This window comes from Salinimicrobium marinum, from assembly GCF_014651535.1.
Classification (GTDB): Bacteria; Bacteroidota; Bacteroidia; order Flavobacteriales; family Flavobacteriaceae; genus Salinimicrobium; species Salinimicrobium marinum.
The window spans coordinates 39,943-57,119 of sequence record NZ_BMXB01000011.1; the positions used below are offsets into that span (position 1 = coordinate 39,943).

At 39.3% G+C, this 17,177-nt stretch carries 14 protein-coding genes and 1 tRNA gene; 6 read left to right on the forward strand and 9 right to left on the reverse strand.

Annotated elements, in window-relative coordinates; translation table 11 throughout:
* Positions 1-41: 41 nt before the first annotated feature.
* Together IE056_RS12760 and IE056_RS12765 are read left to right on the forward strand one after the other, a co-directional pair.
* Complete coding sequence (locus IE056_RS12760; RefSeq protein WP_189605105.1) at positions 42-1,358, forward strand: hydroxymethylglutaryl-CoA reductase, degradative; 1,317 nt, start codon at positions 42-44, stop codon at positions 1,356-1,358.
* Positions 1,355-2,278, forward strand: a complete 924-nt coding sequence (locus IE056_RS12765; RefSeq protein ID WP_189605106.1) for a GYDIA family GHMP kinase — start codon at positions 1,355-1,357, stop codon at positions 2,276-2,278. Before IE056_RS12760 ends, IE056_RS12765 begins: the two co-directional genes overlap by 4 nt.
* 122 nt (positions 2,279-2,400) lie before the next feature.
* On the opposite strand, the gene IE056_RS12770 is transcribed toward IE056_RS12765, so the two are convergent.
* The 7 genes from IE056_RS12770 to IE056_RS12800 form a co-directional block, all read right to left on the reverse strand.
* Positions 2,401-4,521, reverse strand: coding sequence for a peptidylprolyl isomerase (locus IE056_RS12770; RefSeq protein ID WP_189605107.1), 2,121 nt, complete (start codon positions 4,519-4,521; stop codon positions 2,401-2,403).
* Positions 4,522-4,618: 97 nt separating this feature from the next.
* Positions 4,619-5,905 (reverse strand): hemolysin family protein, encoded by a 1,287-nt coding sequence (locus tag IE056_RS12775; protein ID WP_189605108.1) that lies wholly within the window; start codon positions 5,903-5,905, stop codon positions 4,619-4,621.
* Between the two features lie 5 nt (positions 5,906-5,910).
* Positions 5,911-6,102 (reverse strand): hypothetical protein, encoded by a 192-nt coding sequence (locus IE056_RS12780; protein ID WP_308427638.1) that lies wholly within the window; start codon positions 6,100-6,102, stop codon positions 5,911-5,913.
* Positions 6,099-6,668 carry an LPS export ABC transporter periplasmic protein LptC gene (gene lptC / locus IE056_RS12785; protein ID WP_189605109.1) on the reverse strand — a complete coding sequence of 190 codons (570 nt, stop codon included), beginning with the start codon at positions 6,666-6,668 and terminating at the stop codon, positions 6,099-6,101. Before lptC ends, IE056_RS12780 begins: the two co-directional genes overlap by 4 nt.
* 1 nt (position 6,669) lies before the next feature.
* Positions 6,670-8,043: a tetratricopeptide repeat protein gene (locus IE056_RS12790; protein WP_189605110.1), complete on the reverse strand. Its 1,374-nt coding sequence runs from the start codon at positions 8,041-8,043 to the stop codon at positions 6,670-6,672.
* A gap of 26 nt (positions 8,044-8,069) precedes the next feature.
* Complete coding sequence (gene bamG, locus IE056_RS12795; protein WP_189605111.1) at positions 8,070-9,296, reverse strand: BamG family beta-barrel-assembly machinery protein; 1,227 nt, start codon at positions 9,294-9,296, stop codon at positions 8,070-8,072.
* Complete coding sequence (locus IE056_RS12800) at positions 9,293-10,024, reverse strand: type III pantothenate kinase (protein ID WP_189605112.1); 732 nt, start codon at positions 10,022-10,024, stop codon at positions 9,293-9,295. The genes bamG and IE056_RS12800 overlap by 4 nt, the downstream gene beginning before the upstream one ends.
* A 123-nt stretch (positions 10,025-10,147) precedes the next feature.
* Between IE056_RS12800 and IE056_RS12805 the strand changes: the two genes are divergently transcribed.
* The 3 genes from IE056_RS12805 (at position 10,148) to IE056_RS18715 (ending at position 11,330) form a co-directional block, all read left to right on the forward strand.
* Positions 10,148-10,223 (forward strand) — tRNA-Phe (locus tag IE056_RS12805).
* A gap of 766 nt (positions 10,224-10,989) precedes the next feature.
* The gene (locus tag IE056_RS12810; RefSeq protein WP_308427639.1) at positions 10,990-11,235 is read left to right on the forward strand and encodes a cyclic-phosphate processing receiver domain-containing protein; all 246 of its coding nucleotides are present in this window, start codon (positions 10,990-10,992) and stop codon (positions 11,233-11,235) included.
* A complete protein-coding gene (locus tag IE056_RS18715; protein ID WP_308427640.1) occupies positions 11,166-11,330 on the forward strand; it encodes a cyclic-phosphate processing receiver domain-containing protein in 165 nt (54 codons plus the stop codon). The genes IE056_RS12810 and IE056_RS18715 overlap by 70 nt, the downstream gene beginning before the upstream one ends.
* Positions 11,331-11,438: 108 nt before the next feature.
* Here the strand turns inward: IE056_RS18715 and IE056_RS12815 are convergent, their stop codons facing one another.
* Both IE056_RS12815 and IE056_RS12820 read right to left on the reverse strand, forming a co-directional pair.
* Positions 11,439-12,629 (reverse strand): ATP-binding protein, encoded by a 1,191-nt coding sequence (locus IE056_RS12815; RefSeq protein ID WP_189605113.1) that lies wholly within the window; start codon positions 12,627-12,629, stop codon positions 11,439-11,441.
* A 723-nt stretch (positions 12,630-13,352) separates the two neighbouring features.
* Positions 13,353-16,037, reverse strand: a complete 2,685-nt coding sequence (locus IE056_RS12820; protein ID WP_229793758.1) for a phosphoenolpyruvate carboxylase — start codon at positions 16,035-16,037, stop codon at positions 13,353-13,355.
* Positions 16,038-16,236: 199 nt separating this feature from the next.
* On the opposite strand from IE056_RS12820, the gene IE056_RS12825 reads away from it, so the two are divergent.
* The gene (locus IE056_RS12825; RefSeq protein WP_189605114.1) at positions 16,237-17,136 is read left to right on the forward strand and encodes a sulfotransferase domain-containing protein; all 900 of its coding nucleotides are present in this window, start codon (positions 16,237-16,239) and stop codon (positions 17,134-17,136) included.
* Positions 17,137-17,177: the final 41 nt, after the last annotated feature.

Below are 17,177 nucleotides of genomic sequence, written 5' to 3' on the forward strand. Positions count from 1 at the left end.
AACAGGCATAATTGTATCTTTGAACCTTCAAAAAATATACAATGATCAAACCTATTTCAGGATTTTCCAGGCTATACAAAAGAGAAAAAATTACGTGGCTGGCGGAAACCTACCTTAAAGATTCCCCCTCAGCTACTTCTATTTTAGAACAATACTGGAACCCGGATAATCAACTTCAGCAGTTGCACGAAGAGTTTACAGAAAATACCATTTCAAATTATTATTTACCCTTCGGGATTGCTCCAAATTTTGTAATAAATGGGTACCGCTACGCCATTCCGATGGCCATAGAAGAAAGTTCTGTAATTGCTGCAGCCAGCAAGGCAGCAAAATTCTGGGGGGACAACGGCGGATTCAAAGCTAAGGTGATCAATACCAAAAAAATTGGTCAGGTACATTTTATGTTTGCAGGAAGTTTCGAGAAGCTTCAAAGCTTTTTCAGCGCTGTTAAACCAAAGTTGCTGGAATCTGTAGCCAACCTTACCAGAAACATGGAAAAACGCGGTGGTGGCGTGCTGGACATCGAATTGATCGACAAATCCAGTGCACTGGAGAACTACTTTCAATTACATTGCACTTTTGAAACCAAAGATTCCATGGGTGCCAATTTCATCAATTCCTGCCTTGAGAAATTTGCTGAAACCTTTAAAAACGAAGCTCAGGAATTTTTAGGTTTTACTTCGGAAGAAAAGGAAGTAGAGATTGTAATGAGCATACTTTCCAATTATGTACCGGAATGTGTGGTTAGAGCAGAAGTTTCATGCCCTGTAGAAAACTTGGGAGATAAAGAGATGGACGGTGAGGCATTTGCTGAAAAATTCATTCGGGCCATCAAAATTGCTGAAGTAGAAAAATATCGTGCCGTCACCCATAATAAGGGAATTATGAACGGAATTGACGCTGTTGTACTAGCCACCGGAAATGATTTTAGAGCCATTGAAGCAGGAGTTCACGCTTATGCCTCCAGAAACGGAGAATACACCAGCCTCACTCATGCAAAGGTGGAAAACGGAATATTTCAATTTTGGATGGAAATTCCGTTGGCACTGGGAACGGTGGGAGGGTTAACAAGTTTACATCCCCTTTCTAAGGTTGCTCTGGAAATCCTTCAGAAACCTACTGCCGAAGATCTGATGAAGATAGTGGCCGTCGCCGGACTTGCACAAAATTACGCTGCTGTAAAATCCCTCATCACCACCGGAATTCAGCAGGGACACATGAAAATGCATTTAATGAATATCCTGAATCAGATGAATGCTTCCGGGGAAGAAAAAGCATCTTTGGTCAATCATTTTAAAACCAATACTGTAACACACCGGGCAGTAGAAGAAGCCCTGCAAAATTTCAGAAGCAAATGAAGGAATTCTATAGCAACGGGAAATTACTACTATCGGGAGAATATGTAGTGCTCGATGGTGCAACTGCTTTAGCGATCCCAACATCGTTTGGTCAAAGCCTCAGGGTAGAAAAAATTACAGAACCTGTTCTTAACTGGAAAAGTATAGATTTTAAAGGAAATACCTGGTTTGAAGGTGATTTCAGGTTCGAAAAAGGACAAATTAAAGCAACATCAAATTCCGGTAAAAACCCTGAACCCATCTCTGATAAACTTCAAAATATTCTTACTGAAGCACATAAACTGAATCCTGAAATACTTTCAGAAAGCCGGGGTTATAAAATAAGCAGCAGGCTGGACTTTCCCCAAAACTGGGGACTTGGATCCTCATCTACGCTTATTAACAACATTTCTCAATGGTTTGACATTGATCCTTACCAGTTGCTTGAAAAAACATTTGGCGGCAGTGGTTACGATATCGCAAGTGCCCAAAACGAGCATGCGATTACTTATACGCTGAACAATAACAAAAGGCAGGTGCTGGCAGCAGGATTTGATCCTGCTTTTAAAAATGAACTTTTTTTCGTGCATCTAAACCGGAAACAAAGCAGCCGGGAATCCATTGCTCATTACAGGAATCAGCCGAAAGAAAAACTGGAAGAGGCGGTAGAAAAGATCACCTCGCTTACCCACCAGATCATTGCCTCGGAAAATCTACCAGAATTTGAACTTTTTCTGGAAATTCATGAAACGGTAATTTCCCAGATCATTCAGACTCCGAAAATAAAAAGGCAGCTATTTCAGGATTACCCCCGGGCAATTAAAAGCCTTGGCGGCTGGGGAGGAGATTTTATTCTCGCTACCGGTGGAGAGAAAGAAAAAGAGTATTTCCGGAGTAAAGGCTATGAAACAATAGTCTCCTATCCCGAAATGGTATTGTAGAAGCTCACACTATTTCTTCTAAAAGCACCTTTTCCAACTTTCCTGAATCAAAAAATCAGCCCATAAAAAAACCCTTCTGCAAATGCAAAAGGGCTTTTTTTATCACCTGAAAGGGCTATTTTCTAATAGAAATTCGCTCTTTTATCTTCTATCTCTGCAGATTCTTCAAGGGCAGTTATTACCCCCTCGTTCACATTGGCTCTTCTTGCTGTAGTTTCACGAGATGCATAAGACCTGTAAGAGTCCATATCTGCAGCGCGATTCTTTTGAACCACTTCTATCACGTAAACACCCCTGTTTCCTTCTAAAGGTTTGCTAACTTCTCCCTGATCTAGAGCGAAAGCTGCACCAACAATTTTAGGCTCACTACCTCCACCAGGAAGGGTTGGGTTTTCAAGATTTACCGAGTTAGCTGAATTTACCTCTACTCCCTCACTTTGTGCGATTGCATCCAAAGATTCTGCAGAAATTCTGTTTTTAATTATTTCCGCTTTCTTTTGTTTCTGTAATATAGGAAGCACCGTTGAAGAAGCAGATTCCACACTCTTAAGTCCTTTCTTATTTTTTGCAGTAAGTTGAGCTACTACATAGCCATCACTAACATCAAACCTTCTAATATCACCAACTTCGGCATCATCTTCAAAAGCCCACTGAATAACTCTTCTTTGCTGACCAATTCCGGGAATACTTTCATCAAGTGGATTTATTTCCTGAACTGGACGTACTTCCTTATTATTTTCTTTAGCTACTTCTTCAAAATCGCCTTCTCCTGCCGCAATTTCGAATTTAGTTACTTCAGCAAATAGATCATTTAATGATTTTTCTGAAGGTTCTATTTGTCTGCTGATAGTAGCCAGTTTAACAGCATCCATCTCTTCGGTTTGTTCTTCAATATGGATCACGTGAAAACCAAACTCAGTTTCCACCACTCCTATATCTCCGGCGTCATTCATGAATACATAATCATTGAATGCAGGCACCATCGTATTTGGCCTAAACCATCCAAGATCTCCGGCTTCTTCTTTGTTTGAAGCATCTGCAGAATATTGAGCTGCAAGCTCAGCAAATGCATCCTTGTTATTTCGAACTACAGAAGTAATACTATCCGCCAGTTGCTGCGCTTCGTTTTTAGATCTTGTCACTCCCTGTCCAACAGGTGTACCCTGAAAGGTTACCAGAATATGTCTTGCTTTGGCAGAATCTGGGATCTGAACTTTTTCCACCATGCGGGAAACTTTCCAGGCATTTCCATCTTTATAAGGACCATAGGTCTCTCCGGCTTCAAGATTGAACAATGCATCTCCATGCTGAGAAGAAAGATCATCTCTGAACAAGAATCTTCCAATGTATTTCACATCTGAATTGTTGTTCACGAAACTCTCCACATCTTCTATACTTCCAAAACCTGGAACTGTCTCTGTTGTTTCTGTTACAGAATTAAATTCTTCACGATCTTCAAGTAAACGTGCAACCTCTTCTTTAACTTCGGCATCATCTTCTACAGAAGCCTCTTCTGTATATTTTACATAACGAATATTTCTTGACGCCTCGGTCTGGAAACGTTTTGGATGAGCCTCCATATAAGATTTTATCTCGCTTTTTGAAACTTCAACTTCAGAATCCGGTACTGAAGAATAAGGAATCTGTACAAATCTTAGGTCTACATTATCGCCGGAACGACGGTACACCTGTTCTCCTTCAGTTAAAGTAGCACCCATTCCAGCTCTAACCATGCTGAAGTAGATATCTTCACGGGCAGCTTTTGCTATGGAAGTTTCAAAATCAAGCCACTGCTGATAAGCTGCCGGAGAAGTTGCTTTTAAAGTTGCAACATATTCCTTTAGCCTGTTTTCATCAAAGGTACCTGCTTCGTTGGTAAAATTAGGATTGTTAGCTAGCTCTTCACGGAGCATTCTTCTTAACTGAGCTTCTTCAATACGAATCCCCACCTCCTCGAACTCTTCTTCCAAAACAGCCTGACGCACATTCATGTCCCATACCATATTAACCGCCTGCATGCTCGAAGCATTAGGACCAAGATTTCTCTGGTACGCTTCTACCTGACGGGCAAACTGTTCCCGCTCAATGTCTTCCCCATTGATCGTGGCGATGGTATTTTGAGATTTCTGTGAAACCATTCCTCCGTTACGAATCACATCGGCCAATACGAAAGAAAAGAGTGCCAATGCGATAATAATGATCAGGAAAACCGAACGTTGCCTAATTTTATTTAATACTGCCATTTTTTATTGTGTTAATTCTAGAATATAGGGGGCGAAAATAATGTTTTTAGACATATTAAAAAACTTAAAATCAGCAAATGTTATGAAAATCCAAAATTTAATCCTCAGGGCTGATTCTCACTTCCACCAGTTCAATTTTGGTATTGGATACTTCTTTGATAAGAAAAGTGAAATCATCAATTTCCACCACCCCTTCCTGTTGGGGAATTTCTTCTGTATGATTTACAATATATCCACCCAGGGTTTCATAATTTTCCCCCACAGGAATATTGAGTTTATATACTTCATTGAGATAATCTATTTCCAGCCTGGCTGAAAATAAATAATGATCATCTCCCGTCTTTTCTTCAATCAGCACTACAGGATCATGTTCATCCTCAATTTCCCCAAACAGTTCTTCGACGATATCCTCCACGGTCATCATCCCACTGGTGCCGCCATATTCATCAATAACCACGGCGATACTTTTCCGTTTTTTAATGAGGACATTGAGCACATCTTTTACCAGCATGGTTTCCGGCACAAAAACTACAGGCAGTAGAATTGATTTGATGGTACCCGGTTTTTTGAACAGTTCAAAGGAATGAATATACCCTATAATATCGTCAATAGTTTCATTGTAAACCAGAATCTTGGAAAGACCGGTTTCAGTAAAAGTTTTCACGAGATCTTTAGGCTCTTCAGACAAAGGCACTGCCACGATCTCTGTTCTGGGAATCATTACTTCCCGCGATTTTACTTCGGAAAATTCGAGTGCATTCTGAAAAATCTGGATCTCGGAATCAATTTCCTGATCTTCCTCCATTTTTTCCATCTGCTCATTTATGTAATTCCCCAGTTCTACTTTCGTAAAAGCCAGCTGCACTTCATCCCCTTTTGTTTTGAAAAAACTCTTCAGGATAAGATCTGAAATCCAGATAATAAAAGTGGAAATGAGTCCGAAGAGTATGTAAAATATATACGCCGGAACCGCAAAAAACTTCAGCAGCGAGTTGGAATAAATCTGAAAAAACACCTTGGGTAAAAATTCCGCAGTTAAAAGTATGATAAGCGTGGAAATAATAGTTTGTGTAAGAAGACTTAGATCCATTACTATATAGCGCCAGAATTCACTCTCCAGATCCATGGACCCTAGCCATGCCATTAAAAGATCTCCCATGAAGAAGCCGTAGACCACAAGCGCAATATTATTCCCCACCAGCATGGTGGCGATAAATTTCGAAGGTTTACGGGTTAAGCGGGTAAGTACTTTTGCTAAAAGGTCATTTTGCTTTTTTTCTATTTCAATATGAATCTTGTTGGAAGAAACATATGCAATCTCCATCCCCGAAAAAAAAGCTGAAAGGATAAGGGTACAAATAATTATAAGAATCTCATAGGTCATCCTGTTTACTTATTCCGGTTCTCATACTTCTTCCTAAAGTGCCTGCGGAAGAAAAACATAAATACTGCGATCACACTAAGGAAGATAAAAACATACGCCCTGCTGCGCTCGGTATCCCAGATACGCACCACCTCATAAATAAAAAATATGGCGACTGCCAGGTAGGCGATCTCGAAAAATTTTGAAAATTTCATCATTCCTGTTCTTCTTTTATGATCTGCACCCCCACATTTGAGCGGGAACGAAAATTACTGAATTCCTGATTGCTATCAAAACCCATCCCTTCATTTAAGGCTCCATTCCGGAATCTAATGGTATTGGGAAGGTCCGTAAAGATCCAATTCTGATTCTGATCCCAGTACAACTGATTTGCAGTTAATTCCGTACTGTCACTGGTAACAATCACGACGTCTCCCTGTAAATCTATTAATCCAGTATCTTCATAAATCACTCCGTAATTCGCAGTGACCGTACTTTTTTCATTGTTATCATCATAGAATTCTACTTCCACACCTTCGGGAAAGTCCTGGTAAGGAAAATTCTTATTGGTAAAATCACGCATTTTATCGCTGCGCAATGTTGCCACCACCCTGCCAGAGTCTGTGTATTTCAAATTAATACCTTCTCCAACGGCCTGTGGCGCATCTTCGGGCATCTCCATATCACGCACTCCCTGAAGATTACCCTCACATGAAAAAAGCATTGTCACAAAAATACCTGTGACAATGCTTCTTAAAAATATATTCCTGTATGTGAGTTCCATATTACAAGTTAGGCACCCGAACACTTTCACCTATCCAACATCTAATGTTGATAGTCTGCCCCTGCATATCTTCCTGAAAGATATCTGCACGTTGAGGCGCTCTTCCTCTATATGCAGCAGCAGTTTCATTTGCTGTACTACTTATAGAAGGATCTACCCTACCTGCTCTGGCAGCATATTCTGCAGCCAACCAGTATACAGCTCTTTTCTCAAAAGTCGTTTCACCACAGTTGTTTGCACTGTTAGCTACCATATTTGAGATCTGTAAGTAAGCTCTTCCCATGGAAGGTCTTGCCTGTAAAGCCCTGTTATAATAATTTTTCGCCTGACCAAATTGCCCTCTTTCCTTATAGTTACCGGCAATTCTGTAGTAAATCCTCGCTTTAGCTGAAGCATCATCCTGAAGCTCTGCAGCCTGATTGTAATACTCAAGTGCTTTTGCTCTGTCTCCCTGAGATTCAGCTAACTGTCCTAAAGAGTAAGCAGAATTTGCGGAAGGCTCTAATTGATGAAGCGCTTCAGAAACCTCTACGAACAATGGATCCTCTGTACAATCTTTCATGGACAATCTCGCATTGGCATTTCTCAACCATTCAACATCATCTTTTCTTTGCTCAAAATCTTTTCTGTATAACGGAATAAGATTATCACAATCTGCACGCTGACCTAACTTAGCATCAACACTGGTTTTTACTTTATTGTAAACTCCGAGATTAGTTTCATAAGCATTGATCCTGCTCTCTTCTTTTGAAGATAATTCATCGCCAGATTCCTGCTTCTCAATTAGATTTGCAAGACCTTCGGCCATTTTGTTTTCTTCTTCTTCAAGTTTGGTATACACTTCATCGTAAAGATCAAAAACATCCTGAAGATCTTTTTGACCTTCATCCTGAAGATCTACCATTAAAGAAAAATAAGTATAAAGAGACTTAGCACTGGAAAAATTCTCTCTACCTTCATTCCAGGCTTTATCAAAAGCCTCGAATTGCTCCTGCTTAGTACCCAGTCCATTATCATAGGTTGCCTGAGCAATATCAATTTTTACTTCTCCCTCATCTGTCTTAGCCGGAAAATGCTCTAAACGCTCCCTGTAAAGGTTAATTAAATCCTGAGCAATTTCTTTTTTCTCAGCTTCAGAAGCCTTACTTAATCTATCTTTTAATATCCTTTCACCATACTGGTAAGTTACTACGCTATAGGTAGGACATTCTTCTCTAAGTTGTTGAATTTTTGGGTATGCAGCATCATAATTTTTTGCTTTTGCATCGGTATAAGCAAGAGAAGCCGTCCTGGCACAATCCTGATTTGCCTGTGCATGCAATAAACCAGAGCTGAATAAAACCCCCGAAAGAAATAATATTAGTTTAGTTTTCATAGTTACAGTTTTCCTATTAGTTATAGTTAATCAAATTTTCGTTTTATAAACCACTTGTCATTTAAAGAGAGGCTTATCATCACATTAAAGAAATCCTCCTGAATCAAACCTGCATTTGTCGTACCGCGCTGACCATACTCTACTCCCAGGTTTGCATTGGTGAATAACCTTCCTGCTGGTAATCCTATTCCAAAAGATATGCCAAACTCATCTATTGACTCTCCCTGCAGATTTAATCCTGTCTCTTCCATCCTGAAACCACCTCTAAAAACAATTCTGCTAAAGTAGCTGGTTAAAGAATTATAATTTGGGATAAAAAATCCCCCTACCCTGTATTTTGAGTAGCTTTCATAAACTGCACCTTCTCTTGAGAAAGAACGATTATTAAACCTGTTTGCTTCAGAATTTGAATACTCTGCACCCAGAAACCATTTCCTTGGTCGTCCGATTCCAGCTCCAACAGAATATTGTGACGGCAGAGTCAACTCTGTATCTTCAAGCGGCACATCAATAATATCCGGCCTCACAGCAGTGGTGTACAAGGTACGAACGTTCCGGGATGTTAGATCCCGCTCGGGGGTATATGTTGCAGATGCTCTGAACTCAAGTTTTTCGGTAAGCATCTGTTCGTAATTCAGCCCCAGGTTAAAAGCAAATCCGTTTATTTCAGATCGGTTTAATTCCACAGTAGCATACTGTACTCCGTCGCGTACAAGAATGTTTTCATTTTCAATATTTCCGAAGTTATAATTGGCATCTACACCAATACTCAGGTTGTCCAGAATCTCATATCCCGCACTCAGAAAAACCCGGTTCAAGCCGCCACTACCGGAAAAACTTGTCGCCAGGCCGTTTCCTTCATCCCTGGATATAAGATTATACCCTACTGAAGAATAAGGCACCAATCCAAAACCAAAACCAAATTTCCCTGCAGGAATTCCTATAGCAAGGTAATCTAAAGTAGTAGTTGTAGAATTTGTCTCGGCAGTACTATTTTTTGAAGTAATTTCTGAATGGCTACCTCCCACGGTATACGTAGTTAATCTCAAACCACCGTATGCCGCAGGGTTCTGCAGGTTTAAATGTATACTATCTGAGTATATACTAAGACCACCCATAGATCGGTTTTCTACGGTACCTTTAAATGCATTCAACCCAATTCCGTAGAAAGAATAAGGCGAGGAAGTTCCTTCCTGAGCGGTCGTAATCACTGTAAATAAAATGGTTACGATTAAAATTAATCGTTTTGTCATTGATTGTTGTTAAATTCCAGAATATAGTTTAATCCTTCCAACAGAAAATTGGAATTGGCAAATATGCCATTTTTTAATCTTTTAGACAAAAAATGCGCATCTCCACCTGTAAAAATAATTTTTAAATCTTTGTGATGCGTAGAATATTCTAATACAGTTCCTTCAATTTCTCTGCAGATTCCAAGTACTACTCCTGCATTCATCGAGCCAGAAGTACTGCTCCCAATTAACTCCCCCTCCTCCTGCGGACTCAATAATGGCAAATTTGCTGTAAAAGAATTTAGTGCTCTAAATCTCATATTTAATCCCGGAGAAATAGCTCCTCCCAGGTATTGATTTTGATCATTTTTAAAATCGTAGGTGAGGCAGGTGCCCGCATCAATAACCAAAACGTTGTAATTCTTAAAATATTTTGATGCAGCCGCAACTAATGCCTTTCGGTCATTGCCCAACGTGTTTGGTGTGGCATATAAATTCTCAAAAGGAAGCCGCGTCGAAGAGTTTAATTCCAGCAGATCACCTTTTTCATATAATGTTTCAGGAATAGAAAAAGAAGCTCCGGAGACACTGGAAATGATTTTCTGATCGATTTCCGGGTACTCCTGAAAAATTTTTTTAATTTTTTTTTCTAACTCCGGTTTCTCTATAATTTCCTTCTCAAGAAGATCATCCCCCTGAAAAACAGCTGTTTTCACGAAGGAATTCCCTACATCAATAATGAGATTCATATGCATTTCTTTGAAAAAGCTAAATTACAAAAGCATTTTTTCAAAAAATCCTTTGTGGGTTAATAAAATTGAATTTATATTTGCACCCGCTTACCACAACAAGGTAAGCTTGCTTTAAGCACTGGTGCCTTAGCTCAGTTGGTAGAGCAAAGGACTGAAAATCCTTGTGTCCCTGGTTCGATTCCTGGAGGCACCACCACAAAGCTTGAAACCCCTTTTGTCCTCAAAAGGGGTTTTTTTTATTCTTATTAGTGAGTGCGGAATGCAGTGGATCAAGCTAAATTCGGGGATCAAGCCTAAAGTTGTGAACCAGCCAAAAATTATTTTGTTTTCAGTTGTTATACAGGCACCAGTTTTATGGATATGAACGAGCTAACCAGGGATAATGTTAGAAATGGTCTGGACCTTTACTAGATAAAACTCTAGAGATACTCGAAAAGTACAACGAACATCCAATGACTGAAATAACCCAAAGTTTTTTGCCTGTAATAACTAATGTCAGGATTAATCTTTATTTAATGGAAGTAGCTGATCTCTGTGATATCAAAAGGAATTTACCCTTTCTTATGACCAGGCATACTTTTGCTATTACAGTTACTCTCTCTACTGGGGTAACTATAGAAACTATCTCAAAATTTTTTGGCCATCGAAAATAGCAACAACCCAAATATATGCTCGTGTTCTTGAAGATAAATTAAGTCAGGATATGTCTGAATTAAGTAGGAATCTTAGGAATTGGAAACCATGATTTTATAATTAAAATTGAAGGCTTAATTGAGTTTGCTTCTTCACGTCATACTTTGGCGCTATTTCCCCCCAGCTTTGAAAATGTAAATAGCGAAGTTAATTGTTTTGTGGTGTTAAAAATAAATTCGCTTCGAGCAAAGACTTTTCCAATTTGTAGGGGTAAAGGAGGGGCAGAGATCGGAGCGGATATTATCTTCCACAGCGATAAATCAGAATATATGAAAAAACTATTTTTCGATGATATACGTACACCAGAGATGGTATATGACACCACTGAAGCCACAGATTTTATTGTTGTAACAAATTATGTTGATTTCGTCCAGTACATAAAACAAAACGGCCTTCCGGAATTTATCAGCTTTGATAATGATCTGGGTTTGGATGAAAATGAGAAGTGGCCGCAGATGGATATGCAGCTGCAAAGTGGTTGGTCTATGAGAGCGAACAGGATTTACAAAATTTGAAATTTGAAGTCCACTCTGCCAATCCTGTGGCGGCTGAGCAGATTAGGGGATTACTTAAAAATTACCTTCAGTTTTTAAAGGGTAAAGATTCTTAAAAGACCATGTTCAAGCTAATCACAAAATTTCTTTTAAAGTCGGAAGACTTAATTGATAAGAGCTATTTGTTTTATTGTAACATTCTTTGCCATCACCCTTCTCTCCATTTAGTACATAAAACCAAAAAGCCAAACAGGAATAATATTTCCAAAACCTATTTCTATACCATCTTTTGCAATGTAGGCATTCTCTGTGTCAGCTATTTGTTTTCTAGTTTTGTTTTTCCCGCCTATTTCAAACGTAAAGGTTTTATCAATTACAAAATCAGCAGTTTCTGAACGGTTGATTTCGTGTAAGCCTTTAAACTGATTCAAGAAAAAAGTTTCCCGAACATTCCCAATATTGGTGTTTTCTTTTGCTAAAGCATACATTAAATTCGTGTTGTTCAAGTATAGTTTTTCAGGTTTGGTTAATATACCAATTCCGGAAGTATCTTTATACAACTCATTCACCAGACCGGCACGTTCCAGGATTTTTATGCTTTGTACCAGCATATTACGAGAAACCCCTACTTTTTCACTCAACTTTGTAATGTTGGGGGTAAAGGGAGCACTGGAAGCTACACTGATCAACAATTTTTTAAGTTTTACCAGGGTTTCGTAATGTAAATCTTCTACCGCATTAATGTCAATTTCTATAATAAGGTTGATGGTATTTTGTAATTTTTGAAGATAAAGCGTTTCATTCTCTTTATAATAAGGGTACACCCCGGTTTTTAAATATTTGTCAAATAATGGTAAAGGTTTTATTTTTTTTATAAGGTCAGCAGCAATTTCGTTATGCCTCTCTAGAATTTCTGAAAAAGAATAGCGTTGAATTCTTTGCTGAGTTTCAAAAGCAATAAACTCCCTGAAAGAGAGTTCTTTCAAATCATACGTAACAGCTCTCCGGCTTAAATCCGATTCAGCTTTATAGATTTCGAGCATCGAAGATGATGTGAAAATAACATGAAGCTCTGGAAAATTATCATAAATTAGTTTTATTTCTCTTGACCAATTAGGGTATTTATGAACTTCATCAAGCAATAAATGCGTTCCTCCAAATTGGCTGAACTGTTTCGCTAAATCATACAGTTTATTTTCAAAGAAATAGATGTGATCTAAACTCACATAAAGGCTGGATGACAAGGGTAAATGTAATTTTGCCAGCTGTAAAAGCAATGTAGTTTTCCCTGCACCTCTTGCCCCTTTTATAGCAATAAGCCTGTTGTTTAAGTCTATTTGATCAATAAGATAACGCTGTATTGCTAAGGGTATCCGTGCAATTTTTAACTGAAATTCTAATAATAAATTTTCCATATTTGCTTTCTGTAAAAAGCAAATATACTTGTTTTGTGCTTTTTAAATAAAGCATTTTGTTTTTTGCTTTCCGATAAAAGAAAAAATTTTCAAATATAGTAGGGCTGTGTTATAAAGCCGGAGTAATATTCAGATGCAAACAATCTGGAGGAATGTTCCTGAGGAGGGACATTACGTTCTTCAAAGTATGAAGTACTTCTTTTTCTTTATTACTTCTTATCAAATCGAAATTCTCCACAAGGAACTGTGGTAGTACAAGCTTGAGTAAATCCAGGTAATTATCCTCCTCTAGTTTTTCTGCAAATATCAGACTTTACTTCAATTCCTCCACAACTTTTGAGATTGATCCAAATTCTGGTTAATCTGAAGAGGAAGAATTTCATGTTTTTGGCTCCTCAAAACTGACTTCCAAAGGATCAAACCTAATAGTTATATTTTATGCTGAATTTCCCACCCCGCCTTGCTGGCACCACTCTCGAGGAGGGGAATAAAACAATGAAGCTACCTAAAAATCACTTTTTACGTCACTAAACTTGTTTCAGGTCCATAAAATTCCGGAAACCGGAATAATAAGATTCTGAATATGTTCACAATGACGATTTTAAAGCTTTCCAGGCAGCCTCATTAAATTTAAGTTTAAGAAAAACCGGATTATTTAATCCGGTTTTTCTTCTAGCTTTTTTCCTTTCAGGGAATTATTAGTACTATGATATCTATCATGGATCAACCCGTATTTTTCAATCCGCTGGCAAGGGCAGTCGTAATTTCAAGGAGCCGGGTTACCAGGTCATCATCTGCCGTTCTTCCTTTTCCGTTTCTCCAAAGGTCAAGATTTCCAATTTGCAGGTTATGTAAAGCCGTAAGAGAATTATTCCTGCGGTTCAGGTTGTCCAGCAAACTTTGTCGGCGTTCCACTCGCTCCTTACCAAACATCTCTCCAACCTGTGCAAGGCTATCGGAATGTTCAGAGCGTATAATTCCAGTGATTTCATTGCGTACTTCCTCATTTTTCACCAATCCTGCATAAGCTTCCATTATTTTTGGTTCAGCATTCATCAGATTGGTTTCCACCTGAATTAAAATATACCTGAACAGAGGCCACTCTTCAGAATATTCTTTTAGTTGCTGGTATTCTGCAGGATCTTCAGATTTCATTTTGCTCAGTGCATACCCTATTCCAAACCAACCTGTGATATTGAATCGCGACTGACTCCAGCTAAAAACCCAGGGAATAGCCCTAAGATCTGATAAACTTCGGGTTCCTGTACGCCGCGCAGGACGGGAACCGATCTTACTCAGTTCCAACACATCTATTGGCGTGGCCTCCCCGTAAAATTCCAAAAATGAGGGATGAGCGATCAATTGCTGATATTTATCCTTGGCATAACCTGCTAATCGCTTTAAAGCAGCCATAGGATAAGAAGCCGGAGATTTCGGGAACAAATGATACCCTGTTTGCAGCGCTGTTCCAGATAACAGCATTTCCAGATTGTAAGTAGCCGTAAGTAAATTGGCAAACTGCTGCGCGATGGTTTCTCCCTGCACGGTAAGTTTCATTTCCCCACTGAGACTTCCCGGAGGCATACTCTCCAGGAAACGGTGGTATTTACCTCCACCCCTGCTTATAGTTCCGCCTATTCCATGGAAAAACCTGAAACGCACTCCAAATTTATCTGCTGTTTCGGTAAGCGATTTTTCTGCCTGGTAAATATGCCATCTGCTGGCAATGATCCCACCGTCTTTATTACTATCACTATAGCCCAGCATGATCTCCTGTACTCCTTCATTTCCTTTTTTATAAGCTGAATGGCTTAAAAAGCTGTCCATGATTTCTCCGGAAGCCAATAAATCATCAATAGTTTCAAATAATGGCACTACCTGAAACACTTTACTGTCAAGCCCTGTTTCCCGAAAGAACAGATACACCAGTAAAAGATCGCTAAGGCCTCGGGTCATACTCACTATAAAAGATCCAATGCCATCTGGTCCAAACTTATCGGTGTGTTTTTTCACAACCCGATAGCAGTCCAGCACCTTATCGGCTTCTGGCCCGAAAGATTTTCCGCCAATAGCAAAAGGGCGCCCGCTTTGTAGTTCTTCCGTTATAAATTTTACACGCTCTTCCTCATTCCAGTTGCGGTATTTTGGCTTTTCAGGATAGGTAGCCGCAAGGATCTGTTCCATGGCCTTATCGTGGAATTCACTGTTCTGCCTTATATCGAGTGTAGCTAGATGAAATCCGAAACACTGGATCATGCGCTCCACAGGAAACAGCAAATCTTCAACAATTCTTTTGGCTCCAATCTCAAGTAAACTTTCCTTCAAAATTGTAACATCCTCCAGGAGCTGTGAAGGACGGCTGTACCCGGGATTTTCAGCAGATTCTTTTTTTCTGGTATTTTCCAGCTGAAGAACGATCAACGTAAGATATTGTCTCCAGGGTTCATACGGATTTCGGGAAGCAGCAAGTTTCCCGGCTTCTCCCAGAAAAACTGTTTTTTCCTCAATTTTCTCCTGAAGTTGTTCCGGCACCGGATTCCTTGTTTCAGAAAAGCTCATATGAGCTGTAAGATGCACCAGTTCATCATGTAATAATCCCAGAGCGGCTTTTCTGTGTTCCAGTAAGGTGCTGTGGGTAAGAGCAGAAGTAACATAAGGATGCCCATCACGGTCCCCTCCTACCCATGTCCCGAAACTTAACCTTGGGAAATGCAGGTTTTCATGTTTAAAGCCCATCGCTTTCCAGCTCTGCTTAAGTTGGACATCACTACGTTTTAAAGCTCTTGGAAAGACTTTACTAAAATAATGCACCACATTATTCCGTTCTTTCTCGACCGTTGGTTTTTCAAGGTTTACTTCCCCGGTGCGCCACCATCTTTCCAGTAAAGTCATGATATCACCGGCGATAGCATCTCTTTCTGAAGAAGAAAAAGTGGAATTCTCTAATTTTATTAGGTTCAGGTAAATTTCCCTGTGCAATTCAAGAATGGAAATCCTTTTTGCTTCGGTGGGATGCGCTGTAAGAACCGGCGCAACTTTTACTTTTTTAAGGACCTCCTGCATTTGTTCTTCCGAAAGCCCCTGCTCCTTCCAGCGTTGAAAAGTCTCACTCCAGGAACCTCTTATCGCGTGCATTCCCTTGGTATCAACAAGCTTGCGCCTATATTGCACCGCAGCATTCTCTTCTACAAGATTCATTAACTGCAGATAAATACTTAACACCTGGATTTGTTTCTCTTCCAGATCGGTATCTTTTGGCACCTTTCCCTGTAAATCTTCATCTTCTGTTAATAGATCCACCAGCTGAGTCTCCCCAAGGTCTGTCAAAACTTTTCGGAAACAATCGGTTAAAAACTGCATATCCTGCCTTATTTTATCATAAGCCTTTATCGAAGAAACTTCTGTCATATTCTTTAATTTTTATTAGTTTAACTAACCCTCACAAAGTAAGAAATTGCAATGCATTCAGAAAATTTTGTTAACGAAAATAACCAGATCATGGGCACTTGTTTTTTCTGTAACACCTACGAAAACCTAATAGTTTATTAAACCAGGACTTCTTCAGAAGAAATTTTATTAGCTTGTTTGGAAACTAAAGTAAACACCAATGAATATCATTCAGATAAGCTCCCCAAAATCCGGAAGTTACTGGCTACATACCATTTTACTACAAATCCTTCACAAGAAGGATATGCCCGTATCCTCTTTTATTCAGAAACAGGAAGAATATCAGGAAGTAAAGGACCTGGATCTCAGTTTTAAAGGTCAGGCTGAAGTTGACATGATAGATATTGAAGGAGACGGCTGTTATTACAGGATTAGCTCCATTGTAAGAAATAAACTGCAGGATCCTGTTTCTTATGCGAAATCTACCAGTCTTGCCTGGACCCATTCAACCTTATGCAACAGGAGTTTTGAAATTTTTCCACTTTTTGACAAAAAGATCTGTATTGTACGAGATCCCCGGGACCGGGCGCTATCTTCGGCTAAATTTGCGTTTACTCCATATATGCAAAAACAGTATCCCTCCTCCTATGCCACTCCAGAAGATTTTTTTGAAGCAGAGTACGATCGGTTACTGGATCAATGGGTTTGGTTTACCGGAAATTACCTTCTGAAAAAAGAGGAACTGGATATTCATTTTGTTTTTTATGAACGCCTTTTGCACGATTTTGACGATGAACTGGATGCCATTTTAAATTACCTCGGAATTTCTTTATCTGAAAATGAACGGAAAGAAATTGCTGAAGCAGTCACTTTTGACAATATGAAAGAGAAAAGTCCGGGACACCTTCAAAAAGGCAAGTACAGAAAATGGGAAAAACAATTAAGCGAGGCCGAGAAACAATTGGCCATAGACAAAGCGGGGGGCCTTTTGAACTGGCTGAATTATCCTCTAACATCCAATGATAAAAATCTGCTCCCGGGTATTCCCGAAAACCTGCCAAAGCAAGAGCTTCGGGAAATACTTGAAAACATGAACTGGCATGTACTTTATGAAGAATGACCTGCTTACTATAAAATTTCATTAATTACAGAAAAGAAAAG